This window comes from Anaerolineaceae bacterium oral taxon 439, assembly GCA_001717545.1.
Taxonomy (GTDB): domain Bacteria; phylum Chloroflexota; class Anaerolineae; order Anaerolineales; family Anaerolineaceae; genus Flexilinea.
In genome coordinates this window covers 2020801-2046910 of record CP017039.1, presented here as the reverse complement: position 1 = coordinate 2046910, position 26110 = coordinate 2020801, and the positions used below count along the sequence as shown (strand labels likewise).

The window sequence follows — 26110 nt, the reverse complement described above, 5'->3', positions numbered from 1 at the left end:
GGTTTTTCTTCATCTCCTGAAGGCTGCGGACCCGACCGTCCGCCGGCCGGTTTATTCAAATTCGTTCCAGCTCAGCAGCTCGCCGGTGAAAACGGCCCTGAGCTGTGCGAGCGTGATCGATTCGATCGGGTTGTCGCGATGCACGATGACGGCGATACCATCCCGGGCGATCACGACCGGGGTCAGCGCTTCGCGTTCCGATCCTTTCAGTTCCCGGGACGCCATCGCCAGGTCGACGATCCCTTCGATCGCGTTGAGCGCGCCGGTCGTTGAGTCGGACGGCTGGACTTCGATTTCGACGCCGGGGTTCAGCGCGCGATACGCTTCCTTAAGCTTTTCCATGACCGGCGCGACCGACGAGGATCCGCCGATAACGATCTTACCGCTTCGCCCGCCGTCCGTCCGGTAATCGCCGGACGAGACAGGAACATATTTCGCCGACGCGACGCCGGCCTGGCCGGCGTCGCTCAGGACGAAATCAAGAAAGTCACGCGCGGTCTCGGATAATTCGCCCCGGTACGCGACGGTAAACGGGCGCGCAAGCTTATATTCGTCCGAATGTATCGATTCGACGGAAATTTCGACGCCGTCGATTTTCAGCGGCTTGACGGTTTCGTTCAGCGACCCGAGCGAGATATAACCGACTGCGCAGCGATTCCCGGCGACGGTCGTCATGACGACGTTCGTGTTATTAGCGACGATGGCTTCGACGGTCGTCTGATCAATCTTTTCCCCGTTGGGGTCCGTTTCTTCGATGCCGGTCAGCTCGACGAAGGCGCTGCGCGTTCCCGATCCGTCTTCCCGCGAAATGACGGCGATTTCGAATGGATCGCCGGGCTCACAGCCAAACCTGACGACCGCGGCGATTAAACCGATCAGGGCTGCCAGAAAAACGACATACGGCCTCTTTTTCATGCTTTCTCTTTCCTTTAATAATCGATGCGTTTTTATCTCCTCGGAGACAGGATGACGCATTCCTGTAAAGGGCGCGGAGCAGGCTGTAAAAAACTTTTATAAAAATACGCCGGCGTTTACCGTTTCGGGACGATCTCGATCCAGTATCCGTCCGGATCAGAAATAAAATAAATTCCCATTCCTGGATTCTCGTAGCAGACGACGCCCATGGCTTTATGCTTCGCGTAGGCATTGTCATAGTCGTCGGCAGTAAGCGCCAGATGATATTCGAGATCGCCGAGGTTATACGGTTCGGCGCGGTCGCGGAGCCAGGTCAGCTCGAGCTCAAACCCGGTTACGCCGTCGCCCAGAAAGACGATTTTGAACGAACCGTCGCCGGCGGTTTTCTCGCGAATCGGCGTCAGTCCCAACGCCTCGCGATAGAATTTCAGGCTTTGATCAAGGTCAAAAACGTTAAAGTTGAAATGCGCAAATGTAAACATCTTTCGCTCCTGTCGGCTTGCTTCCTTATCATTATACCCGGACAGATTTTGAGAAATAAAGCACAAAGTTTGTTTTCCTTTTGTCACGGTATAATTTCGACAGCGAATATCTATCTTCACGGCCTCGCAGGCTATCCCGGAAAGGACAGGTCTAATGGATTCATTCTTTTTCAACGGTTCCCTTTCAGAAATCGATCCCGACGTGGATTTTTTGAATCAAGTCGAAGCGGAACGGCAGAAGCGGAAGCTGATCATGATCGCCAGCGAATCGTTCGCGCCCGAATCGGTCCGCGCGTCGCTCGCTTCGCGTTTCCAAAATATTTACGCGGAAGGTTATCCGCCGGAAGAAACGCGGACGATGCGCTGCGATCAGATTTTAAATTACCCGGAACGTCTTACCGAATACCGGCGGAATTCGGACCCGCGTTATTATAAGGGCGTCGAATACGCCGATACGATCGAAGAATTGGCGCGGCGCCGCTGCGCGGCGCTCTTCTCGAATTCGCGCGTCTCTGCGGACCAGATTCAGGTCAACGTTCAGCCGCTCTCCGGCGCTCCCGCGAATAACGCAGCGTACCACCTGATCCAGCCCGGTGACACGGTTCTGGCGATGGACCTGCTTCATGGTGGGCACCTGACGCATGGTTCCCCGGTCAACCGAACCGGCCAGCTGTATAACATTATCCAGTATACCGTCGATCCGGAAACGGAAAAAATCGACTATGAAGAAGTCAGGCGGCTGGCGATTGAGCACCAGCCTAAGCTGATCATCGCGGGTTATACTTCGTTCCCGTATATTCCGGACTGGAAAGCGTACCGGAAAATAGCCGATTCGGTCGGCGCGATCCTGCTCGCCGACGTCGCGCATATCGCCGGGCTGATCGCGGCCGGGGTCGTCCCTTCGCCGGTCGGGATCGCCGACGTTATCACGTTCACGACGCATAAGACGCTGACCGGTCCGCGGGCGGCGGTCGTTCTGACGACGAATCCGGCGTACGCGAAAGCGATCGATAAGGCCGTTTTCCCGGGCGAGCAGGGCGGACCGCATATGCACGCGATCGCCGCGCTGGCGACGACCTTTAAAATCGCCTCGACGCCGGAATATCGGGAATACCAGAAACAGATTCTCGCCAATTGTCAGGCGCTCATCGCGCAGGTCCGCGAGCGCGGGATTCATGTCTGCTACGGCGGGTCCGATTCGCATATGTTCCTGATCGACTGCAAGCAGATTAAGGGCGCGGACGGTTCGACGCTGACCGGCGACATGGCGGCTCGTATCTTCGACAACGCCGGCATCGTCGTCAACCGCAATACGATCCCCGGCGATAAATCTGCGCTGCGTGCCAGCGGGCTGCGGATCGGGCTTCCCTGTGTGACGCAGATCGGGCTGAAGGAAGCCGATATGGTCGAGCTGGGGAATATCATCGCCGACCTGATGTACGCGACCCAGCCATATTCGACGTATGGCGCGAAAGGCATGCTGCTGCGCGCGAAGGTCGATTTCAAAGCGTTCCAGGACTGCAAGCTGCGTATCCGCACGCTGGCGGAGAAGCGCCAGACGTTCAGCGATCGCGCCGATTTCGGATATCCGCATTTCTTTTATCTTGACGACCGTTTCCGGGCGATCGACGGGAAAGCGTACCTGAAAATCAGCGGCCCATTCTATCGGCAATTCGTCGATTTTGCGTTCCTGACCGATATCGCTGCGCTGGAAACGGGAGAATCGGCCGATGTCAGTTTTGTTGTCGACGGCGAATCGCTCAGCGGCGAATTGGGACTGGCGGAGGACGGTTATCTTCTCGCGGTCCCGGCCGAAAAAGCTGGCCTTGCCGCCGCCTGGCTCCGCGATCTGTCGGACGGTTTCGTATCGTTTGACGCCGATCCGCGGACGCGGCTTCCGGAGCGCACGATTATTACCGAAGCCGAGCCCGGCGCGTTCCGGAAGGTTAAGCCGGATGAGTTCGCGAAACCGTTCGCGATCGGGTTGAAGCCCGCGGGCGGAGATCCGCTCCCTGAGTTCGATTTCGCCCGGTACGAGCGGACCGCCGCGCCGATTAAATTCACTGCCTTGCATGAGCTGCACGTGGCGGCGAAGGCGAAGATGGCGCCGTTCGCAGGGTATGAAATGCCGCTTTGGTATAGTTCGGTCAAGGAGGAACATCACGCCGTCCGTACGGCGGTCGGTCTCTTTGACGTCACGCATATGGGCGTGTATATGGCGTCCGGGCCGTCTGCGTTGTCTTTCCTGAACTGCGTCGTTCCGAACGATATCGCGGCGCTGGCGGTTGGCGATACGGTATATACGCACCTGCTGACGCCGGATGGGAACGTGATCGACGACCTGATCATTTATCATGTCTCCCTCGAAGAATACATGATCGTCGTAAACGCCGCGAACGACGAAAAGGACTGGGCGTGGCTGAACGCGGTTAAGGACGGGACAGTCCTGGTCGACCGGGACGCGCCGGGCGCGCGTGCGTTCGGGCGCGGCGTCGTCCTGGAGGATTTGCGCGATCCGGAGGCCGGCGAGCGCATGCGCGTGGATATCGCGCTCCAGGGCCGCGCTTCGATCCAGATCCTTGAACAGTATGATATGGAGGCGTCGGATCGGGCCAGGCTTCAGCGGCTTGCGAAGGGGAAAGTGATCCGGGTTAATCTCGGCGGATACGACGTTATTATTTCCCGAACCGGCTACACGGGCGAAAAATTTTCGTATGAAATCTTTGTCCATCCGGATAAAGCCCCCGCGCTTTGGACCGACCTGCTCAATATCGGTTCCGCGTTCGGAATCCTGCCCTGCGGGCTGGCCGCGCGCGATTCGCTGCGAATTGAGTCGGGACTGCCGCTGTATGGGCATGAGCTCGCCGGACCGTATAATTACAGGCTCTCGGAGGTCGGGTTCAGCCATTTCGTTAAGATCTATAAACCGTGGTTCATCGGGCGCAGCGCATTCTTATCCGAGGTTGAAGAAAAGAAACGGCGGCTCGTCCGTTTCACGATCAAAGGTAAATCGCAGCGGCTTGCGCAGCCGGGCGATCCGCTCTTCGACGAAAAAGGGAAGGTCGTCGGCGTCGTGACCAGCTGCTCGATCGATTCGGAGGGCGGCGTCGTTGGCCTGGCGATGGTCGATATTGCGTTCGCGGTTGAGGGAACCGAATTCGTTATTTATCAGAACGCGGCGCGGACAACGATGAAAAAGCTGGACGAGCTGAAATTAGGCGATAAGCTTCCGATGCCTTCGACGGCGGTCGTTCTTCGGCGCTATCCGAAGCTGGCGTAGCGCGGACTGTCCGTTCTTGCCGTCCGTTTGAGGACTTTTCAGGAAAACAGAAGCGATTGTTCACAGTTGCTTCTGTTTTCCTGCTTTTTTTACCTGAGCTTTATTTCTTTTCCGCTTCGATACGGCTGACTCCATTGCGGACCATGACGACGAAATCCTGAACGTTGGTGATAATCGAGGTCACGGTCAGCGTACCGCGGTCCGACAGCTTATTCAGCGCGAATTCGGAGATGTCGACCGAATAGATAAAGAGCGGGCGAATCTTTCCGTCGACCTTCCGGAAACAGGGCGTCATATTGCCGGTCGCGATGGTGTGAAGCTGCGTCGCGAGGCAGATTACCGTCGTCGCCTTTCGGACCAGCGTCCGCATGGCGTTTTGCCCGTCGTAGTTGTCGCGGTAGACTTCCGGGAGCGGGCCGTCGTCGCGGATCGATCCGGTCAGGACGAACGGGATCCTGTTTTCGAGCAGCGTGTAAATGATGCCGTTGTTAATCCTATGCTCGCGGATGAACGACGGGATTGAGCCGGAGCGCCGGACAGCGTTCAGCGTGTCAAGGTGATGATAATGGCCGTTTGGCTGAGAAATTTGCGTATAAATATCCTGCCCCAGGGCCGTGCCTTTATACGCCGCTTCAAGATCATGAGTCGCGAGGGCGTTACCGGCGAGTAGTCCGTCGACGAAGCCGGCGCGGATCAGGTCCATCATCGCCTGTCGTGAGTCGGCGTCGAAAGCGCAGGCCGGCCCCATGACCCACAGGATATTCCCGTGATCGCGTTCATGCAGCAGCATTCGGTACAGTGAATCATAATCCTTCGAAAAGGCGGTTTCGCGCGAACGGCCGCTTCGAAAAGCGAAAACGTCTTTCGCGTCGGGACCGCTTTCGTCGAAACCGGTCGCGTGGAGGAAAATCCCCTCTTCGCAGTTCTCCGTCCGGCCGAGAATGACCTCATCGCCGCGTTTCAGGTTCCGGAATTCGACGACGTCGAGCGTCCCGTCCGGACGGATCACGACGACGCAGTCCATCCGCGATTCTTCGGCGAGGACCCAGACGCCGTTGATTTTATAGTATTCGGGGAAAATCGACGTCGCGTGATAAAGATCGGGGGCGACGCCGTCGGCGATGACAGGCTGGCTTTTGACGTCGGGGGCTTCGACGAATTTCCTGGCTGAAAAATCCGGTGCCCGATATTCGGGGAGCGTGAAGATCATTTTGGGATACTCCTTTATTTCCATTCTGTTATCGATTTGTATTGAATAGATTATACCAGAGACGAGCCCTTGAACGATCGGGCTCCGGGCGGGAACCGGGGGTTATCGGGCGTAATGGTACTGGGCAACGAAGGTCTGTAAAAAGGTGTAATGGGTCGCGATTCCGAACGGATTGAGATAGATGATCAGTTTGGCCGCCCAGAAATAGCCGACCGTTACGAGGAACGCGCCCCAGGAGGTCGAAAATAACGTCGTCCAGGTAAAAACGCGGAGCGAAGTCCTGCGGAAGCCGCAGAGGATATTAATCGCTTTCGATCCAACCGCGGGAAGCATTCGGCCGAGAATCTGGTAGCGGGGCCGCGCGATCGGGTAATTTTCAAGGAATCCGGGAAGCTTTTTATTCTTCTTTTCAAACTGGGTAATATCCTGAAGCCCGGTCCCGATAAAATACTCGATATACGAGACGGCAGAATTTCCGAGTACGTCGAGGATGAACGCTGGAATGACGCCCATTGTCGCCAGAATGAAGACCGTCAGTCCGTCAGTCGGGATCAGGAACAGCCCGATGACAACGTAGAGGAACATGGCGACGAAAACGCCGGAGACGCGGTTCTGCGCGATGAATGAGCGAATCGTATCGTAGTCATAGACCAGAAACGGGAGCATCAGGAGAATCGCCATGACGACCGTTAACGTGATGCGAAAATAGTTACTGTTGGCGAGGTTATGCAGCGTGGTTCGAAATCGGTCGATCAGGCGCGAATTTTCCATCTGACTTATTTTATCATTAGTCGACGGAAAAAATGACGAATGCGGCGCATGGAAAGTATAGTAAAATTTCTCCTGTATGACCGAGAAGAAGCAGCCGGAAACGAAGATTCAGACGCGAAAAGATGAACATTTGCGGATCTGCCTTGAAGAGGACGTCCGTTCTGAAACGACGACCGGATTCGAGCGGTACCGCCTGATTCCTGCGGCGGCGCGGGAGGCGGACTATCTGACGTTTTCGCTGCGGACCGGGTTTCTCGGAAAAGCGATCGCGGCGCCGCTGTTGATTTCGTCGATGACGGGCGGAACGGAGCGTGGCGCGGAGATCAATCGGAACCTATGCCTTGCCGCGGAGTGGATGCGGATCCCGCTGGCGTTGGGGTCGCTGCGCGTGTATACCGAGACGAACGACTGGCGCGGGTTAGCCGATATTCGGCTGAGCGCGCCGACGGCCCCGGTTTTAGCGAATTTCGGCGCGGTTCAGTTGAATTATGGAATGACGGTCGGCGCGATCCGCGAGGCGGTCGAGTTGATTCGTGCGGACGGATTGATTTTGCATTTTAATCCGCTTCAGGAGTTGATCCAGCTGGGAGGCGATACGAATTTTTCCGGACTGATGGCGAAGATTGCCGAGCTGCGAAAAGAAATCGCGATCCCGCTGATCGCGAAAGAGGTCGGGTTTGGCTTCGACGTCAGGACTGCGGGGCGGCTGATTGACGCGGGGTTCGATTGGATTGACGTCGCCGGGGCCGGTGGAACGTCATGGGCGAAAGTTGAAATCGCGGCCCGGGGCGAACGTCTCGACGACAGCGTTTACGCGCCGTTCCGGGATTTTGGGCTCCCGACCGCGGAGGCGGTCCGCCGGATCCATGCGGCGTTCCCGAATATGCCGCTGATCGCTTCGGGTGGAATCCGCACGGGCGTTGACATGCGCAAGGCCGAACTGTTGGGCGCGCGCATGTTTGGGGTTGCGATGCCGTTCCTGCGGCCGGCGTTGGAAGGGCCGGAGGCGGTCTGCCGGCTGGTCGAACGGTTGGTGACGCAGTATAAGACGGCGCGGTTCGTATCCTCCGGGATCGAGCCGGCCGGCGATTCGAACGAAGGGAGAGCGGACCATGAACGAGGCGTATATTTCGAGGATTAACGAGGCGATTTTCTCCGTGTTGAACGCGGATTGGGGGCTGCGCGCCGACGAGAAGTTGGGCGAGATGGTTTTCAGCGCGATGGGGCTGGACGCCGACGGGGCGCCGATTCCGCGCGGCGGAAAACGGATCCGTCCGCTGCTGGCCTGTTTGAGCTGCGGCGCGTTGGGCGGGAACGTCGACCGTGTCTTACCGGCTGCCGCTGCGCTGGAAATTCTGCATAACTTTACGCTGGTTCATGACGATATCGAGGATCAGTCCGATCTCCGGCATGGCCGACCGGCGCTTTGGAAAAAATATGGCCCGGCGCTGGCGCTGAACGCGGGTGATTACATGATTTCCCTGTGCTATCGCGCGGTGCATTCGGCGGCACGGACGACGCAGCTCCCGATTTATGTCGATTTATTTGACGAGATGATTAAGAAGGTTATCTTCGGGCAGCATCTCGATATTTCGTTCGAAGGCAGGACGCAGACGACGACCGAAGAATATCTGGGGATGATCAGCGGGAAAACGGTGGCGCTGCTGCGCGGGGCGATGCAATCCGGCGCGGCGGCCGCGGACTGCGACGAGCGGACGATGCGGCGCGTTCGCGAAGCGGGAAAGAAAATCGGGATCGCTTTCCAGCTTCAGGACGATTATCTGGGCATCTGGGGCGCGGCGGATCAGCTCGGCAAGCCGGTCACGTCCGATATTATGACGAAGAAGATGACTTATCCGGTTTTATACGGAATCGAAGCCGATCCGGGGTTCGCCGACCTTTGGAACGCCTATGACGGATCGGCGGGGCGTGTCGCCGAGATTGTCGACCGGCTGGCAGAGGCGGGGGCGCGCGAGGCGACGGCGAAGTTCGTCCGCGAGGAGTCGGAGACGGCGCTGGCGGTTTTACGGGATGCGCTCGCTTCGGTTCCGGACGGCGCGCCTGCGGCGGCGGATCGCAGCGAGCTGTTTTCGCTGGCTGAGCGGCTGATTACGCGGGTCCGCTGATGAGCCGCGGCGGCGATCGGACGGGCGAGAGCCGAAAATGGCGCTGGCAAATGACGCGGCCGGCGCGAAAAGTTTTACTCCTCGATATCGATGGCGTTCTGGTTCGGCCCGGCGGCTATCGGCGCTCCTACCGCGACACGGTCAATTCGTTTTTGCGCGAGCTTGGCCTTGAACGGTTCGAGCTGCGCGACGATCGTTTTGCCGAGCGGTTCGAAGCCTGCGAGATCCCGGCGGAATGGGATATGGTTCCGTTGACGCTGGCGATGGTTTTCGATTACCTGCTGTCGATCGATCCCGCGTTCGCGCTGCCGTCGAAGCTTTCGAAGATCCGGCGAATCGACGCGCCGGAAAACCTGACGGCAGTGGATTTTGACGCTTATTTTGATCGTTCGCTGGCGCTGATCGGCGAAGGGTTTTCTGGCGCGCAGTCCCCGGCGAAGGCAATCTATTTATCCGTTTTGCGCGGGGACGCTCCGGCTGGGCTTTTCCCGCGGCTGCGCAGGATGCGGCTCTTTGCGGAACTGCTCGGCGATTCGCTGAACCTGTCGGCGTCGCCGACGCTTCGGCGTCTTGAAACGTATCTTTTGGGAAGCGAGCTGTTCCGGGCGACGTTCGGGCTTGATTGTCCGGAAGGAATCGCGTCGAACCTGCGGACGTTGGACGTCCCGCTTCTCAGCGCGGAATATCAGCGCCGGATTAAAGCGGAAAACGGGACGGCGATCTTCGCGGCTGGAATGACCGCGCGTCCGGACTTGCCGGACGACAGTTTCCCGAACGGCCTTCCACGCCCTTTTTCCGCGATCCCCGAAGCGCAGTGCGCTTTCGAAACGTTGGGCTGGGGCGGCGAAGCGGTTCGGCTGATCGGCGTTGGGTCGTTGAACGCGTTCGAAGCTTCGATCGGGGCGGCGCTGGATTCGTACCTGAAGCCCAGCCCGATTCACGCGTTAGCGGCGATAGGTCTGGCGATCGGCGGGAACGCGTTTCATGCGTTGGATGCGGCGGTTCGCTTCGCCGCGCAGCGCGGGAAAGCGTCAGCCCGGGCGCTTCTTTCCGACGAACGGCCGCTTCAGATCGCGGTTATTGAAGACTCCGCCAGCGGGATTAATGCGGTTAAATCCGCGTTTGAGCTGCTGCGCGGCGTTGGAATTCCGGCTGCGTTCTATCCGTACGGCGTTCGAACGACGGCGGCGAAAAACGCGCTTTTGGACCGGGCGGGGGCGATCGCGGTCGCTTCGGTCAACGATGCGCTCGATCTGTTTTACGCGGTGTAAGCAGGGGGATTCGTATAGGTATTCTTTAGCGGGATAACAGGACTTGAAAATTCAATCCGACTGATTCAGGAAATCGCCTGAGAAAACAATCGGGCCAGTTCCGATTTGCGCCGCATAGCGGTTCAGTACGTTTTCGACGATGGTGGGTGATTGGAAAAAGTTTCGATCGTTTTCGTAAATCGACCGCATGAATATTTCCTTCGATATCCTGTCTTTCGCGCGGGCGGAAGCGGCGAGCCGAAGCGTCAGCAGGTTTACGCTCAGGACGAGCCGCGCCAGCGTTGTTTGGACCGCGTCGGCCAGCGTAAAATCAGGGCGGACGAACGCGTTGATTTCGGTCAGCGCGTCGGCGTACAGCATGGCGGCGAGATAGTTCTCGAACCAGCGTGGGCGCGATTCAAAGAAAGGCGAGAGATACGAGCGATCCGCTCGGGAGAACGCCGCGCCCAGCCTGATCTGGCGGTCGGACGCTGATCCGAGAAGCCCGCCGACCGCGTCCGATACAGAGAACGCGAATCCGTCCGGCGGCGGATTGAAGCTCTTTTCGAGCGATAAAACCGCGGCGCCAAGGTCCGCCTCTGTCGGTCGTGGGTTGATCGCGGGCGGAGAGGCGCCGTTCAGCGCGGCAATCCGGGAACAGAGCCGGCTGAGCTTTTCATGGAACGGCGCGCCTGGGTCGTAGATGACCCTGAAGCATGCCGTGAGAAATTCCTCACGGCTCGATAAAACTTCGCGTAGCGATTTATCGGTAACCTGATCCGTATCCAGCCAATCCGCGTTCAGGTCAACGGACGATTCGACCGTCGTCAGCGTCAAAGGCTTTTCCGTCAGGATCAGCTCGCGGATCGTCTCCGGACAGGCTAACGACACGGTCATCCAGGTCTGTTTGTCGAATTGAATCAATCTCCGCGGGAACAGGGCGCAGCTATCGCACAGGGCGTCTTCGCCGAATCGTTCCTGCAGCCGGCAACGGCGCGCTGCGGACAGGAAACGACAGCGCCCGCCAGGCTCCGCCGGCAGGTCCAGGAATGATTCGGTCGTCAGCTTTCCGGCGCGTCTGACACGGACGCAGCGAAGGAATCCGGCGAATGGCTGGGTCCCGTCTGTCTCTGTCCAGGATGTATAGATCGTCGCATGGGCCGGATCGACAGGAATCCGCCACCCATGGCAGCACGTCCATTCGCAGCGCTCCGCCGCGCAGATGAACGACGTCATCGCCGCCGGCGCACGGACGGGGATCTTGCTGCGAATCGGAAAATTCAAGGGAACTTTTTTTAAGGCGGGTTCGTCTTTATCCATAGAACGTAAACCTTTTTCGGAAAGTTTACGGTAAGATATTATAGTCGTGGAAAAATGAAAATGAAAGGTCATCCTATGAAAAAACGGACTTATTTAATAGCAGGATTAAAGCTTGGCGTTTTTTTGATCCTGTTCGGACTGATGACGCCGACGTTCGTCAAGGCTCAGACGGTCGTTCCGACTCCGGCGGCGCCGCTTCTTCAGAATATCCGCCTCCGGCTCCAAAATCCGACGGTCGTTCCCCCCATTCCGCAGCCGACGCAAACGCCGTACGTGATTGTGGTGACGGCTACGCCGAACGCAGCCCAAACGCCGCACGTCCTTCCCGATGACCTCGTTGCCCGCAAGGCATACGATTGCGCCGTTAACGTCAATAAGCCGTATTTTTATCAGCAGTTTTATCCGGGCGAGGACTTCGATTTTGACGTGACGTTTACGAATACGGGGACGCAGCCCTGGTCCACGGACGTCGACGTTCAGCAGTATACCGGATGGCGAATGGAGATCGAGAAACGGTATACGTACGATATTGATAAGGATTACGATTCAGCGAGAATCGTCTATCCGGGGCAATCGATCCGCTGGAAAATCCGAATGGAAGCGCCGAAGGACGAATCGAGCGAGAACGGGAAATATTACTCGACGTATTATTTAGTTCATGGCGTTTTCAATAATAATATCGAGGAGACGTATTCGCGGTTGTTCTGCCCGTTTTCGGTGTATATTTACGTTCCGCATAAATAAAAGGGAATCCGGGTATTTCTGGAAAGCGCAGTGGAGATCCGCCGCGCTTTCCTTGTTTTATCCCGGAAGATGAAAAGGATTGTTAGAATTTTTGCCGTCCCGAGAGTGCGCGAAGGAGCGTATTCGGATCGGCGTACTCGAGTTCGCCCCCGACGGGAAGCCCGCGCGCCAGCCGGGAGAACTGTATGGATGGAAGATGCTCCAGCTTTTTCCGGATATACAGCGCAGTTGCGTCGCCCTCCATCGACGGATTGGTCGCGACGATGACTTCGCTGAAATTCCCCGTTTCAACGCGGCTGAATAGCTCGCTGAGGCGGAGGTCCTCCGGATTGACGCCTTCGATTGGCGACAGCGCGCCGTGAAGGACATGATATTTTCCGAAATAACCGCCGGATTGCTCCAGGACGATCACGTCCATCGGCGATTCGACGACGCAGAGAACGTCGTCATCGCGCGATGATGAGGCGCAGATATCGCAGCGTTCTTTCCCCGCGTTCATAATATTGAAGCATTCGGGACAGAACGCCGTCTCGCTTTTCAGCTTTGTCAACGCTTCCGCCAGGTTTTCTCCCGCGTCGCTCTCGTTTTTCAGCAGGAAGAACGTCAGGCGTGAGGCCGTCCGCGGTCCGATACCGGGAAGCCGCGAAAACGCGTCGATCAGCGCCTGAACGGATTCAGGAATGAGCGCCATGCGTCAGAAATTCAGCCCTAACGAGGAGAGCGTATTTCCTAAAAAGCCCATATTTTCGTCGGCGAGTTTCCGGCTCTGTTCGAGCGCCATGTTAAATCCGCTCAGGAGGATGTCCTGGAGCGTTTCCGCGTCGCTGTCTTTCAGGAATTCGGGATCGATAACGACCGATTTACAGACCTGATCGCCGGTCATCGTGATTTTAATCGCGCCGCCGCCGACGGTCGTCGTGGTTTCCATTTCGGCGATTTTCGCCTGCTGTTCCTGCATTTGCTTCTGAAGCGCCTGGACCTGCGCTTTCATATTTCCGCCCGACCGGGGCGCCCCGCCGATTTTTCCGTATCCTTTTGCCATGAATCAATAATCCCTCTTTCTTTTATCAGGTTCTGAGCCGGGAAGGAAGCTTCCGTTCCGGCTTATTTCTTGTCGTTGACGAGCTTCCCGCCGAGCTCGAGCGCGGCGCTGACGAGCGACTGGTTCCCGGTCTTGCCGGCGGAGCTGCGAACGGTCGCGCTGCGGACGCCGACGTTTTTGCCGATGACTTTTGTGATCGCGGCGCTGGTCCAAAGGAGGAGCTTGCCGTTGCTGTTGATATTGTTGGCGGCGGTGTCATGCGAATAGGAAAGCGTCAGGATTCCATCCTTGACGTCCATGACCTTTGCGTGCGAAAGGAGCGCGTCTAAAACGGGGTCATATTCCCGGATAATTCCGCGGATTTCGCTCCAGTTTTTAATAATCTCGTCTTTGGCGACGGACGGATCAGGATGGTTCCCTTTGCGGATGTAGACCTTGCTGGTTATTGCGATTTCATCCATCCCTTCGCTTTCGAGTTCTTCCGGGGACGGAAGCGTTTCGACATGCGGCCCGGCCGGGCGGTCGACGACGCGGACGGCTGGCGGCTGCTTCTGCGCTGGCTGCGGCTGGACGACGGATGGCTGAGGCGCGGTTTTCTCCTCAGCGCAGCTTTGCGCCAGCGCGATTTCCAGGTCCAGCCCGGGATTCCATCCAGCGCGGCTGTCGACGACGGCCTGATTGAAGAACTGGATCAGCGTTACCAGCCGCTCAACGCTGAACCGCTTCGCCTGTTCGGCGATTTTCGAACGCGACTCCTGTGGAAGTTCGACGGTTTCGTTGGCCCCCATTCGCAGGTTCAGCATCCAGCGCAGATACTCGACGGCCTGTCTGGCGATCTGACGCGGTTCGGTTCCGCTGTCCATCGCAGCATGCAGGATCGACAACCCGGCGGCAGGATCTTTTTCGGCGATAGCGTCGATGAGCTCGACGACGGCCTGGCTGGTTGCGACGCCTAAGATCGTTTGCGCCATGGCGAGGGTCAGTTTGTCGCCGGTCGAGGAAAGCTGATCGAGGAGCGAAAGCGCGTCGCGCATCGCGCCGGTCGACTGCCGCGAGATCAGCGTCAGCGCTTCCGGTTCGTACGGAAAGTTTTCCGTGTCGCAGATCTTCTGAAGATAGCGGCTGATTTCTGTCGTCGGAAAACGGCGGAATTCATGATGCTGACAGCGGGAAAGGACTGTCGCCGGAATTTTCTGGAGCTCGGTTGTCGCCAGAATGAACATCGAATGGCTCGGGGGCTCTTCGAGCGTTTTCAGCAGTGCGTTGAACGCCGCCGTCGACAGCATATGAACCTCGTCGATAATATAGACTTTCATTTTTCCCTGTCCCGGCGCGAAGTTGATTTTATCGCGCAGGTCGCGGATATCGTCTACGCCGGTATTCGAAGCGGCGTCGATTTCGATAATATCGAGAAAGCGATCGTCTAACGCCGCACGGCAGTTTTCGCATTCGTCGCAGGGATGTTTTGCAGGATCGTCATGGGTGCAGTTGACCGCGCGTCCGATCATGCGCGCCATCGTCGTTTTCCCCGTTCCGCGTGGTCCGGAGAACAGGTAAGCATGCGATAACCGATTGGCTTTGATCGCGTTGCGCATGACGCGGACGATATGTTCCTGCCCGACGAAGTCTTCCCAACGCTGCGGGCGCCAGCGGCGGTATAACGCCTGAATTGCCATCGATGAACGTTCTCCTTTCTGTCGCTTTCCGGCGGGAAATTTTTTCCGTAAAAGCTCTTCTCCGTCGCTGTGATTATACCGTATTGCGGTCAGGGGATCCGGTAGGCCGATTGGATCTGGCCGGTGCTGTCCCTGAGGACGACTGTCTCGCCGCTCTGCCAGCGGGCTTCCGGTTGGTCCCAGTAGAGTTCGAACGGCGTCGTATGTCCCAAACGGGTATACAGTTCGATAAAAATGCCTTTGCGGATGAGCTGAATCGCGGGGAAGGTAAAGATGTTGTTTTCTGCGTCCTGAATTGTCCAGCCTTCAAGGCTGACGACTTCGTCGGCGTTGGACTGGATCCGGACGGTCTCGCTGTTCAGGTCGCCCATTCCGAATACGGATACGATCGAAACCAGCCGGTCCCTCGTTACCGGGACGAATCCTTCGGGTGTCGGCGTCGATTCGCCGACGAGGTCGGATACCGCGACGCCCGAGATCGCCTCGGTTGGAAGCGCGATCGCGGTCAGCCGGACGTTTGGTTCCAGTTCGATCGCGATGACATGCGTTGGGACGGCGCCGCCTGCGTCGGAGGCGTTCGGAGCGAGCGGGGCGATGATTTCGCCGACCGAAATCGGCGGCGGATCGCTCTGCGTCTTTTCCCACCAGTATAAAGCCGCCAGCGCGGCTGAAAAGCTGACGATGATATTGACGATCAGAATTAATAAAATTTTTAACGCAGACTTCATGAGATTATTTTAATCGATATCCGGAATGGTTTTTTTACAAGGCGGCGGACGATGACGCGTCAGCGGGTAAAATAGCTGTATATGAAATGGCTGATCGACGGGCATAACCTGATCCCCAAAATGGGACTGTCGCTCCGGGCGGAGACGGACGAAGCGTCTTTATCAGCGCGGCTGAACGAATACGCGCGGCTGACCGGGCGAACGATCGAGGTTTATTTCGATCGGGGGCGGAACGGGGCTGCGCATGAGGAAACGGTCGGGACGATCCGGGTCCATTTCGTGAGCGGGCGGACGAGCGCCGACGCGGCGCTGATTTACCGGGTATCGAAGATGAAGAAGAGCGATTCGATTACAGTCGTGACGTCGGATCGCAGCGTTCAGGTTCAGGTCAGGGGCTTCGGCGCGCGTGTTGTCTCGTCTGAGGCGTTTGCGGCCGAAGTTGAAGAGGCGTTCCGGAATCCGCCGAAGCGTCGGCCCCGACCTCAGGCGCAGCGCGACGAACCGCGGCTCAGCGAAAGCGAAATCGCGTTCTGGGCCGATATTTTCAGTTCCGGGCGACCAGAAAAATACTCAGAATAATTCGAAAAAGCGCCCAAAGGAGCGTCGGAATGAAATAGTATCCGGCTCGATGCTCAACCAGGTAGAGCATTGAGATGACGATCAGGCTGACCAGGAATTCGGCGATCGTCATGACGAGCGCCCCGATCATGTTCCCCGAACGGATGAGCAGGAAGTACCAGGAGAAAATCATCCCGGCGAGAACCAGGCTGTTGACCAGGACGTTTTTCCGCCGGTTGATCTGAACCGGGTCCAGCGCGACGATCGCGTTCGAAATCGCGAGCGTCAGAAGCGCGATGAGCGAGAACGCTTCGAGGTTCGTTTGCGACGGGAAGAAGCCGGGAAGCGCGAACGACCCGCGGTAGAGTCCGACGGCGTCCTCGCGGATCAGGCGCAGGATCAGAAATCCGAATCCAACCGCATACAGCGCGATAAAGCAGAAAAAGGTCAGAAAAGAGCGAAGGCGATTTTCTTTCATAGCGTATCCTGTCTCCTACAACGAAATCATTATACCTGAACTGAACAGAAGCGCCGCGTACAGCGCCAGGATCAGACGCGCGCCTCGCGAAGAGCGCCGGCGGTAATCGATATAGACGTTCCCAGCGATCCAGACTGCGAACGCCCCGAGCGCGAGGACGGCTGCGGCCGGCGAATCGAACGCGCCGGATCGAAGAATCGCGACGACGGGCGCGCCGGCGACGATCAGCGCGAGCGCGGCTCTCTCTTTCGGCGCGGCTCCTGCGGCGGCGCGGAGCGACCCGGCGAAAAGCGTGAAAACGGGCCAGTACCATGCGGCGGTAGCCAGCTGACCCGGATATAGAAAGGCGCTTCCAAGACCGGCAACACGGAAAGGGTTATCGGTCAGGTAAAAAATCGCGAGCGGCAGCGCCGTCAGCCAGACGAACGCGGGAAGAAACCGGACAGGTTTCGCTTCAGGCGCGGACGAGGGATCGGGAAGTTTCCGCCCGGCGGCGTATCCTGTGATCAGGAATGAGCCCGCGGCGATCGCGAGGACGAGCGAATCGGAAACGAAACGCGGGCGGGAGAATATTACCTGCGGATAAACAAAACATCCGGTCGAAGCGGCAAGGACGAACGCAGAGACTAAAACGCGCACGCCCGCTCCGGAATATTTCCCGCCCGATTTTGATCCGACGTCCTTCGGGAATTGCGCGCGCGGCAGCGCGCAGATCAAGGCGCCAGGCAGCGCGAGCTGGAACAGCAAGGCAAGCGTGGGCGCCAGCGGGAAGCGCGGCCGATCGGAACTGCGTCGCGCTGAATTCTCCGGGTCGAGCGCAGACAGAACTTTTTCCAGCGTCCGATTCTTCGCGCCGTGCGGCAGCTCCGGCCCTGCGATCGTCAGGGTAGATCCGTATATTTCGATCAGCTTGTCCCGCTCCTGCTGATCGATTTTCCCGTCCGGGAGCCAGACGACCGCCGCCGTATTTTCCAACGCGGACCGGAACGTCCGGATCTCGCCGGCGCTGAACCCGATCAGCTGGACAGCGACGTTGTCGTCCCGGACGAACGGCTGTGCAACGAGAAGGTTTACGGCGGCGGCTATGAGCTCGGACGCTGGCGTCCCGCCAGAATCCGTCGTTACCCAATCGCTGCGATCGCCCTGCGTATAGGCGTCCGATGTCAGGCAGACCCGGCCGGAGGCGGCGCAGCTTTCGGCGTCCGCGAGACGATCGTACCGTGAAAACTCGCGTTCGGAAAGCGTAAAAACCGCTGTTCGCTGATCCAGCGATTGGGCGGAGAGCGGCCGGATGAGGCGGCCGCTGACGTAACGCTGTTCCGTGATTTCAAGCGTGACGGTATGGATCAGCGTCTGGCCTCCGGCACGCTCGATCCATACCGTCGCCGCGGCAAGGATCAGACATAACGCAAACAGGAACCGGAAAGCGGTTCCCGATTGCTGCGAAGCTGGGTCGGCCGGCGTTTCGGAAGGGCTCAACGAAGCGTAATTGACTTGATAATTTCGTCTAAATCGCTGAGGCGCGGGGTCCAGCCGTCTTCCGGAAGCGCCGCCCAGTTATATTCGCGCGGAGCGGTCGCCGGCGCGGTCAGCGCGGAATGCTGAATCGGGAAGAGGACGCTGACGATATTGCGCCCGTCGACGGAAAGTCCCTGAAACGCATAGACGATGTTGTTATTGGTGACTCCGGCGGAGGCATCGTCGAACGCGGTCAGGAAGCGCAGCCCGTTGATTCCCTGCGGCGTTAACACGGTTGGCAGCGCGCTCATCAGCTGCGGCTTTTCCTGCAGCGGGAGGACGGGAACGTCGCCGGTGATGGCGGCAATTCCGTTCGTCGTCACCGAATTAATCAGCGCGGTCAAGTCGACGGCTTTCTGGTAAATTTCCGAATTGACGGCGCTGAGCCCGGAAACGGGAAAGACGGTCAGCTCCGGCGAAATCGGATTCGCGGTGCGAAGCTGATTAAAAACGACCGCCGCAGATTCCAGTTTCGCCGCGGTAAGCGGCTGGCCGTCGGGCGCGCGCTCGGCCGTCGGAACGGTCAGGCAGGTGAAATCCGTCAGGTTCCCGGGGGCGGTAAACGCGACCGTCACTGTACCGTTGCCGCATTCCGTCGCGCCGTTCTGCGCCGCGGCGGGGGACATGATCGCAAGCATACCTGCAAGTACCGATAAAAAGATGAAGAATTGTTTTTTCATCGCTGCTCCTGTTTTTCCTGTTAGCTTTGACCCTATTGTATCGCAGAATTTTCCCCGCGATCGTTATCGGAAAAGACGTCGCGGATCATGTAAAAGTTCCCATCCCTGAATCCGCGTTTCCGATAATAGCCGCGCGTTCCGACGGCGGCGATAACGGCGAGGTGGGGAAGGCGGTTTTCCGCCGCGATTTCGACGGCGCGCTCGATGAGCCGTTTCCCCAGCCCGATATGCTGCGCCGCGCCGTCGGCCTCTTCTCCGACGCCGAGACTCTGGCCGTAGATATGGATTTCGCGGATGATCGCCGCGTTCGCTAATTCGTCGATTCCAACGTCTGGCCGTTCCGCCTTGGGGAGCGAAAGTCGTAAATATCCGGCGAGCTTATCGTCGCTGGCAACGAATTGGAGGAAATGTTCCTCGGCGTAAGCAGCCTGATAAACTGTGTCCCGGAGCGTCAGCTCTTCTGGGCTGACCGGCTGTCCCCTGATCTCGCGGCAGCGGATGCATGCGCACGTCTGCCTGTTTTCCCGGACACGCCGCTGAATATCCATTCGCAGGCTGGTTCGCCTGTTCCCGGCGACGACGTGATGCGACGGGATATCGCGGATCACGCGGTTCACGCGGCAGTACGGCGGGATGGTTGGCTTGACGGCGGCGATCAGCTCGATCAGCGTTTCGGTATCGTACGGTCGGTAGCGGCCTTCGATCCATTCCTGGTACAGGCCGGCGTTTTTGACGAGCTGCGTCGGGTAGATCTTTATTTCGTCAGGACAGAATCCCAGTCCGCCGCGGTCCGCCGACCAGAGGCGGGCGAAATCTTTGGCGTCGGACTCCGGCGTTGCGCCGAGCAGGTTGGGCATCCAGTGCAGGACGATTTTGAACCCGGCCGCGCGGCAGAGCGCGACGGCGCTCAGCGCTTCCCGGACGGTATGCCCGCGGCGGTTCAGTTTTAAGATCCGATCGTCGAGGCTTTGAATTCCGAGCTGGATTTTGGTTGCGCCCAGGCGTCGGAGCTCTTTCAGTTCGGCAGGATCCAGCTCATCCGGCCGCGTCTCCACGACGAGGCCGACGTTTCGATGCGCCGCGGATTCGTTGAGGCGCTGAGCCGCGGCAAGGTCGGACGAATCGACTCCGTTCATCGCGTCGAAACAGCGCTGGATAAAGCGTTCGCGATATTCGATCGGATAGGAGGTCCAGGAGCCGCCAAGGATCAGCAGCTCGATCTTTTCGGTGGGATGACCGACCGCTTCATAGGCACGGAGGCGCGACCGGACCTGACGGTACGGATCAAATTCGTTCTGGAAGGCCCGCGCGGCGCCGGGTTCGTCGGGAAGATAGGACTTCGGCATCCGCGCGTCGTTGGGACAGAAGATACATTCCCCCGGGCATGGGAACGGCCGGGTCAGGACGGTAACCGTTGTCACTCCGCTCAGCGTCCGGCTCGGCTTCATCCGCAGCTTCAGGTAGAGCCCGGCGTCCTCGGCGAGTTCCCCGGCCGCGACGCGGGCGCGGTAAACGGTAATCAGCGACGATTTTGAGATATGGCCGCGGTCAGGGATCGGATGGCTGCGGATGGCTTTGAAAACGTCTTCCCCGGCGATCACGTCGTCCAGGATTTTTCCCGCGATCGCGAGCGTTTCCGGCGTTTCTTTTTTCGCGGCTTCCCAGCGGCTTACGTCGTCTGTGATCTGAGCGTGGTCGGAGTTGGACATCGGTATAATTCGAAGCCTTTTACCCGGCTCCGTTCCGGACGATCGTTTCGGCATAGATTCGTTCTAAGAGCCCGGCGCGTTCGTCCGCGGTCATCCAGTCATTCTGCGCCAGGTTGATAAACTTAATCGTAGCGACGTCAACGGAAAGGAGCCGGTTCTCATAGAAAACGTAGCGGTCGATCGTGGCTTCGGCGGTTTCGGGAAGGAAATACGCCTGATCGAAGAAGAGGTTCCCCAGTCCGTAATGAATAACGCGGTCCCGCGAAACGTCGAACGCCATCGGCATGTGCGATTGGCTGCCGCTGACGATAACCGCTCCGGCGTCGGCGAGCCGTCCGTATTCGGTGATCATCTGATCATTGGGCGCGACTTTGTAATATTCGATATGCTGAAGGGTGACGATCGGAAGGCGTCCCTGCGCCCGAAGCTCGCGGATCCGCTTTTCCATCAACGAATAATCGCAGTGCGCCGCACCGGGTCGGGTTTCAGAAGCGGCGGCGTAACCTTCTTCTTTCCCGTTGCAGCCGAGAAAAGCGAACCGGTTGCCGTTGTGGTCGATAAAAACCGGGCGCTGACCTTCGGAAAGCGTCCGTCCGCCGCCGTAGTATGGAAGCCCCGCCTTATCGTAAAGATCGAGCGTATAGTTAACCGCGTCATCGCCGAAATCCTGAAAATGGTCCCCTGAAATCTCGACGACGCTCGTTCCCAGTCCGATCAGCAGGTCCAGGTAGCGTTCCTTGGAACAGAATACCAGATTGGAAAGCTGCTGCGGCGTCTGCTGACAGACAGCGGCAAACGGGACTTCGTTATTAATATGAAGGATGTCGGCGGAACGCAGGTAATCGCCGGTATACACGGCGGGAAAATCGGGGCCGAACCCATCCATATAATTCGCGACAGCGCGGACGAGCGCAGTGACGCCGGTCAGCATGACGTCGCTCAGCTTCGAAGGATCATAGTTCGCGAACGGTATGTCATCCCACTGCTTCTCCGACAGCGATTCGCCCCCGCGCCGGAAAACGAGCGGCCAGCGATACGGATTAAACGATTTATCGATCGGGCGAACGCCGTCAATCGCGATAACTTTCAATCGTGGATCGAGACGATCGAACGGGAGGACGATCCAGCGGCCGGTCCGGACCGAGGCCGCGATCGCTTCCTCGATCGGAGAATAGCGAACGACGCGGGCCGGATCAACCTCGAGCGACAGCTCCGCGAGAAACGCTTTTTTATCTATATCGGTTTCGTCGAACGCCGCGATCAGGAGTCCGTCGGGAATCCGCTCCGGGTCAAGCGACGCGAGCGCGCTGCTTTCAACCGTGTCGGTTACCGTCGTGAACGGCGCGGCTAAGACGTAAAGAGTCTGGCTCGGTTCGATCGCAGCCGCCGGGTCGGCGGCCGTCAGGATCGGAACCAGTGTGATGAGAAGGATTGCGATCATCCGCAGTTTACTTGTCAAACATATCGAAATTTGCATACGCTTATTATAAATCTTTCGCTGCGAATCCTTCGTTGGTTATTGACAAAGATTCCCGACGGGTCAAAGCCGGCGGCAAAGTTTTTTTCTGACTCAGGCCCGATTCCCCGTCCGGTTTTCTTTATTTCATACGATCAAAAGAGCAATGAATCAAAATCAGATTGAGGCGACCCCCAAAAGTCTAACTTTTGGGGGTCGGTACACAGATTTATTGCTCTTTTTTTTATCGCTGAATTGACAATGCATTGATTTCAGCGGCTGATCGCTGCGCGGATTAATTATGGAAGCCGGACGCGGCGGCCCGCTTCGTGACCATATCGCGATAAATCCCGTCGGCCGACATGAGCTCGGTATGCGTGCCCCGTTCCGCGATTTTTCCGTCGTCGATGACCAGAATCTGGTCCGCGCCGGCGATCGTATGCAGCCTATGCGCGACGACCAGAAGCGTCTTTCCCCGGACCAGTTCGGAAATGGCAGCTTGAATATAGCTTTCGTTGTCCGCGTCGATGCTGGCTGTCGCCTCGTCCAGGATCACGATCGGCGCGTCCTTCAGGATACAGCGCGCGATCGAAATCCGCTGCTGCTCGCCGCCGGAAAGAGAAGCGCCGCCTTCCCCGATGACCGTGTTGAATCCGTCCGGGAGCGCCTGGATGAAATCGTAGCAGCGCGCTTTTTTCGCCGCTTCGATGACTTCGCGCTCTGTGGCGTCCGTGCGTCCCATGGCGATATTGTTGTAAACGGTGTCCTGAAACAGGTAGACCCGCTGAAAAACCATGCTGATATGATCCATGAGCGAAGCGAGGGTTACGTCTCGGATGTCCTTCCCGCGGACGAGGATCGAGCCTCTCTCGATATCCCAAAACCGCGGCAACAGGTTCGCGATCGTGGTTTTCCCGCTTCCCGAAGCTCCGACCAATGCGGTCATTGTATTCTTCGGCACGGTAAACGATATATTCCTTAAAACGTCCCGATCGTCGTATGCGAACGATACGTCGAGGAACTCGATCTCCGCTCGTTCTTCTCGGTTCGCTTCCTCGTCCTCCTCGATCAGGTCGGTTCCCTGATTCGCGAGTTCCGCTTCGGCAAAGACCGCTTCGATCCGATCTACACAACTGTTCATGACCGTCAGTCTCGCGACCTGACCGTAAAAGGCCTTGATCGGCGAGAACAGTTCAAACATGAACAGCAGCATACCGATAAAATACGAGAGCGTCAGCGTTCCGTCCTGATACAGCGCCCAGGACAGCGCGAGCATCGCCGCCGTCCCGACGCCATAGGTCAGGTTGATCGCTCGCACCCATGGCGAGAAGTCTTCTTCGAAGCTCAGGCTTTTTTCGCAGTTCTCTTCAAAGCTCGCCGTCAGTTCTTTGGATTTTTCGCCGAGGAGATTATATGTCTTGATAATTCCGATTCCTTCCGCGAAATCGAGAACCGCCTCCGTCAGCTTCTGCGAAGCCGCCTGCCGTTCGTCGGAATGCATCAGCGAATTCTTCTTCATCGCTTCGCCGATTGCGTAAATAACCAGCGATACGGCGAGGGCGAGCGCTCCGAGCCTCGGGTCGAAAATGAACATGAAGATGATGAAGATAGCCGCGGAGAACAGGTAGCTCATCAGGTCGGCCAACACCATCATCAGGTTTTCTTCGATGAAGAGCATGTCCGTCGAAAGGACGGAACTGATTCTGCCGATATTGCCTTCCGTAAAGAAACCCATCGGCATCTTTCGCAGGTGCGCTCCCAGTTTTTTCCGAAGGTCGGCAAAGATTTCAAACCCGGATGCGGATTGGAGCCTGTCCGCCAGGTTCTGGAAAATACATTCCAGCAGGATACACAGCGCCAGCGCCGCGCCCGCGGCTACGCAGCTTTTTCCCGTCATGCTCCCGGCGATAAAGGCGGAGATGATATAAAAAGCCAGAATAATCGGCGCTTTCGAGATAAACGCTTTCAGGAACGAGAAAACGGCGGCCAGGATAATCCGTTTCCGATATCCCTCGGCGAGCTTCAGAATTCGTCCTACTAGTCCAATCATTTTCGCACCTCCCATGCCGCGCTTTCTTCAGAAGCTTCCCATAAGCGTCGGTAAGGTTCGCAGCTCTCCAGAAGTTCTTCATGCTTTCCCTGTCCGACGATTCTTCCGTCCTTCATGACAACGATCTTATCGGCTTTTGTAACCGTGCGCAGCCGGTGCGCGATGACGAGAACGGTTTTCCCGCGGATGACTTCGGAAATCGCGGCGTTCATTTTTTCTTCGTTTTCCGGATCGATGAACGCGGTCGCTTCGTCAAGAACGATCACAGGCGCGTTTTTCAGGAGCGCCCTCGCCAGAGAAATCCGCTGGCGTTCGCCTCCCGAGAGCATTTTCCCACTGTCGCCGGCCGGGGTATCGAGGCCGGCCGGGAACCTTTCGAGAAACTCGTCGCACTGCGCGCGATGAGCCGCTTTGAGGACTTCTTCGCGGCTCGCCTCAGGACGCCCGATCCGGATATTTTCATATAAGCTGGTATTGAAGAGGAATTGTTCCTGCGCGACGTAGGAGATCTGGTTGTTGAGCGCTTCGATACTCATGTCCGTCAGCGCCTGACTTCCGAGCGTGATCCGTCCGCCGTCCAGATCGTAAAAATGCACCAGGAGCTTCGCGAGCGTTGATTTTCCGCTGCCCGATTCGCCTACGAGCGCGGTCATCTTCCCTTCCGGCAGCTCCAGATCGACGTCATGGATTACCTCCGTCTCGGTATAGGAAAAGCGAACCTTTTCAAACCGGATCTGATGATCCTTCCCTTCGAAATTCCGGCTGCTTTGCTGAAGCGGCGGATGTTCCATGAGCTTTTCCAACGCGTCGATTTTGTAACCGAGCTGCGGAATTTTGCCCGCGAAGCTCATCGCTTTCAGCAGCGGCATTCCGACTGCGAACGACATGCAGATCACAAGGATAAAGTCCGGAAGCGTGCTGATCCCCTTCAGGACGAAAAAGGCGCCGATCGGCAGCGTGAATAGCGCGACGCAGGGGATGATACTTGAGTAAAGCGCCATCCATGGCCAGCAGATCCGGTACCAATTCAACGTCATATCGCGATAGTAATGAATATCCCGTTCATAGCGTTCATAGCTTTCGCCGTCGCGGTTGAAAACTTTGACGACTTCCATGCCGTTGATATATTCGATGATAGTGTTGTTCATCTTTGCGCCAGCGGCGTAGTACGACCCCATTCGCGATATCCCGATCCTGAACATCATTCCCATGGCGAACATGCCGATCGGCAGCGAGGCGAGACAAAGCAGCGCGAGCTTCCAGTCTACAAAAAACATAGCGGCGAGCACGGCGATCGGAATGGCCAGATTTCCGATGCCTTCCGGGATCGCATGCGCCAGCAGCAGTTCGATAGTCTCGATATCGTCGGTGAAAACCTTCTTGATCCGTCCGTTCCCCAGCTCGCGGATATTGCCAAGCGGCTGGTTTTCCAATTTTTTCTGCAGCGCGACGCGAAGGTTTTTCAGCGTATGATATGCGCTCAGGTGGCTCAGGCTCAGGCCATGGATATATAAAACGGCGTTGCCCGTCAGGCAGATCATCGTGATCAGGACGCGGGACATGACGAATCCTGTCGACAGAGCGTTCCCTTTGACGAGCGGGTCGATGATCTGATATAAAACGAAATACGGGATGACGCTTAGAATCACGGCGATTGAAACCGAGATCGCGGCCCTTACCGTATACTTCATGTATTCGCCCATGTAAGGTTTAACTTTTTGGAACATAAAATCCTTTCTTGAAAATAAAATCAATGATCGCGGCTGCGTTCGTCGAGAATCGCTGACCGCGAGCCAGCCGGAACGCTCAGAAACCCAGGACGGCAGGCCAGTAAGTTCGCTATGTTTCAGGGCTTTCTCTCTGGGCAGTCCATGGATGACCGGTTCAAACATGGTCGACCAATACGCTGTGTTCAGCATGTGCATTTCTTCTTCGTCCAGCAGCGTAGAAGAAATTCCTTTTTGATATGCTTCCCGGACGAAAGTCATGGTACGGTCGGTGACGTGATCGGTAAAGTCATGGATAAAATTTGCATGATGGGTCCCTTCCGCACGGCAGAGCAGCAGGCGAAAGTCCTGATAATGATCGTAGAGCAGGTTGACAACGCGGGCCTGCGT

The 26110-nt window shown here is 57.6% G+C and carries 22 protein-coding genes; 6 read left to right on the top strand and 16 right to left on the bottom strand.

The window, feature by feature from the left end; genetic code table 11:
* Nucleotides 1–51: 51 nt before the first annotated feature.
* Together BEQ56_09110 and BEQ56_09105 are read right to left on the bottom strand one after the other, a co-directional pair.
* Nucleotides 52–915: a phosphate ABC transporter substrate-binding protein gene (locus BEQ56_09110; GenBank protein ID AOH43617.1), complete on the bottom strand. Its 864-nt coding sequence runs from the start codon at nt 913–915 to the stop codon at nt 52–54.
* A gap of 116 nt (nt 916–1031) precedes the next feature.
* Nucleotides 1032–1397, bottom strand: a complete 366-nt coding sequence (locus tag BEQ56_09105) for a lactoylglutathione lyase (protein ID AOH43616.1) — start codon at nt 1395–1397, stop codon at nt 1032–1034.
* A gap of 154 nt (nt 1398–1551) precedes the next feature.
* Between BEQ56_09105 and BEQ56_09100 the strand changes: the two genes are divergently transcribed.
* The gene (locus BEQ56_09100; protein AOH43615.1) at nt 1552–4677 is read left to right on the top strand and encodes a glycine cleavage system protein T; all 3126 of its coding nucleotides are present in this window, start codon (nt 1552–1554) and stop codon (nt 4675–4677) included.
* A gap of 100 nt (nt 4678–4777) precedes the next feature.
* Here the strand turns inward: BEQ56_09100 and BEQ56_09095 are convergent, their stop codons facing one another.
* The gene (locus BEQ56_09095; protein ID AOH43614.1) at nt 4778–5887 is read right to left on the bottom strand and encodes a hypothetical protein; all 1110 of its coding nucleotides are present in this window, start codon (nt 5885–5887) and stop codon (nt 4778–4780) included.
* 102 nt (nt 5888–5989) lie between these two features.
* On the bottom strand, nt 5990–6658 hold the full coding sequence (locus BEQ56_09090; GenBank protein ID AOH43613.1) for a hypothetical protein: 669 nt from the start codon (nt 6656–6658) through the stop codon (nt 5990–5992).
* A gap of 76 nt (nt 6659–6734) precedes the next feature.
* On the opposite strand from BEQ56_09090, the gene BEQ56_09085 reads away from it, so the two are divergent.
* The 3 genes from BEQ56_09085 to BEQ56_09075 are packed head-to-tail and all read left to right on the top strand — an operon-like array spanning nt 6735 to nt 10055.
* Nucleotides 6735–7799 carry a type 2 isopentenyl-diphosphate Delta-isomerase gene (locus BEQ56_09085; GenBank protein ID AOH43612.1) on the top strand — a complete coding sequence of 355 codons (1065 nt, stop codon included), beginning with the start codon at nt 6735–6737 and terminating at the stop codon, nt 7797–7799.
* Nucleotides 7771–8784, top strand: coding sequence for a hypothetical protein (locus tag BEQ56_09080; protein AOH43611.1), 1014 nt, complete (start codon nt 7771–7773; stop codon nt 8782–8784). Before BEQ56_09085 ends, BEQ56_09080 begins: the two co-directional genes overlap by 29 nt.
* A complete protein-coding gene (locus tag BEQ56_09075) occupies nt 8784–10055 on the top strand; it encodes a hypothetical protein (protein ID AOH43610.1) in 1272 nt (423 codons plus the stop codon). The genes BEQ56_09080 and BEQ56_09075 overlap by 1 nt, the downstream gene beginning before the upstream one ends.
* 51 nt (nt 10056–10106) lie before the next feature.
* Here the strand turns inward: BEQ56_09075 and BEQ56_09070 are convergent, their stop codons facing one another.
* A complete protein-coding gene (locus BEQ56_09070; protein ID AOH43609.1) occupies nt 10107–11354 on the bottom strand; it encodes a hypothetical protein in 1248 nt (415 codons plus the stop codon).
* A 54-nt stretch (nt 11355–11408) separates the two neighbouring features.
* On the opposite strand from BEQ56_09070, the gene BEQ56_09065 reads away from it, so the two are divergent.
* On the top strand, nt 11409–12098 hold the full coding sequence (locus BEQ56_09065; protein AOH43608.1) for a hypothetical protein: 690 nt from the start codon (nt 11409–11411) through the stop codon (nt 12096–12098).
* 82 nt (nt 12099–12180) lie between these two features.
* Here the strand turns inward: BEQ56_09065 and BEQ56_09060 are convergent, their stop codons facing one another.
* The 4 genes from BEQ56_09060 to BEQ56_09045 form a co-directional block, all read right to left on the bottom strand.
* Nucleotides 12181–12789 carry a recombination protein RecR gene (locus BEQ56_09060; protein AOH43607.1) on the bottom strand — a complete coding sequence of 203 codons (609 nt, stop codon included), beginning with the start codon at nt 12787–12789 and terminating at the stop codon, nt 12181–12183.
* Between the two features lie 3 nt (nt 12790–12792).
* Complete coding sequence (locus tag BEQ56_09055) at nt 12793–13089, bottom strand: nucleoid-associated protein, YbaB/EbfC family (GenBank protein AOH44487.1); 297 nt, start codon at nt 13087–13089, stop codon at nt 12793–12795.
* Nucleotides 13090–13202: 113 nt separating this feature from the next.
* On the bottom strand, nt 13203–14816 hold the full coding sequence (locus tag BEQ56_09050) for a DNA polymerase III, subunit gamma and tau (GenBank protein ID AOH43606.1): 1614 nt from the start codon (nt 14814–14816) through the stop codon (nt 13203–13205).
* Between the two features lie 89 nt (nt 14817–14905).
* A complete protein-coding gene (locus BEQ56_09045; GenBank protein AOH43605.1) occupies nt 14906–15544 on the bottom strand; it encodes a hypothetical protein in 639 nt (212 codons plus the stop codon).
* Between the two features lie 81 nt (nt 15545–15625).
* Between BEQ56_09045 and BEQ56_09040 the strand changes: the two genes are divergently transcribed.
* Entirely contained in the window at nt 15626–16123 is a 498-nt protein-coding gene (locus tag BEQ56_09040; GenBank protein ID AOH43604.1) for a hypothetical protein, read from the top strand.
* Here BEQ56_09040 and BEQ56_09035 read toward each other — a convergent pair.
* The 7 genes from BEQ56_09035 to BEQ56_09005 form a co-directional block, all read right to left on the bottom strand.
* On the bottom strand, nt 16089–16580 hold the full coding sequence (locus BEQ56_09035) for a hypothetical protein (GenBank protein ID AOH43603.1): 492 nt from the start codon (nt 16578–16580) through the stop codon (nt 16089–16091). The genes BEQ56_09040 and BEQ56_09035 overlap by 35 nt on opposite strands.
* Nucleotides 16581–16595: 15 nt before the next feature.
* Nucleotides 16596–18059 carry a hypothetical protein gene (locus tag BEQ56_09030; protein AOH43602.1) on the bottom strand — a complete coding sequence of 488 codons (1464 nt, stop codon included), beginning with the start codon at nt 18057–18059 and terminating at the stop codon, nt 16596–16598.
* Nucleotides 18056–18778 carry a hypothetical protein gene (locus BEQ56_09025; protein AOH43601.1) on the bottom strand — a complete coding sequence of 241 codons (723 nt, stop codon included), beginning with the start codon at nt 18776–18778 and terminating at the stop codon, nt 18056–18058. Before BEQ56_09025 ends, BEQ56_09030 begins: the two co-directional genes overlap by 4 nt.
* Nucleotides 18779–18810: 32 nt before the next feature.
* Complete coding sequence (locus tag BEQ56_09020; protein ID AOH43600.1) at nt 18811–20487, bottom strand: tRNA uridine(34) 5-carboxymethylaminomethyl modification radical SAM/GNAT enzyme Elp3; 1677 nt, start codon at nt 20485–20487, stop codon at nt 18811–18813.
* A gap of 19 nt (nt 20488–20506) precedes the next feature.
* The gene (locus BEQ56_09015; protein ID AOH43599.1) at nt 20507–21964 is read right to left on the bottom strand and encodes a hypothetical protein; all 1458 of its coding nucleotides are present in this window, start codon (nt 21962–21964) and stop codon (nt 20507–20509) included.
* Nucleotides 21965–22238: 274 nt separating this feature from the next.
* Nucleotides 22239–23993 carry an ABC transporter permease gene (locus tag BEQ56_09010; GenBank protein ID AOH44486.1) on the bottom strand — a complete coding sequence of 585 codons (1755 nt, stop codon included), beginning with the start codon at nt 23991–23993 and terminating at the stop codon, nt 22239–22241.
* The gene (locus tag BEQ56_09005; protein ID AOH44485.1) at nt 23990–25720 is read right to left on the bottom strand and encodes an ABC transporter ATP-binding protein; all 1731 of its coding nucleotides are present in this window, start codon (nt 25718–25720) and stop codon (nt 23990–23992) included. The genes BEQ56_09010 and BEQ56_09005 overlap by 4 nt, the downstream gene beginning before the upstream one ends.
* Between the last annotated feature and the right edge of the window lie 390 nt (nt 25721–26110).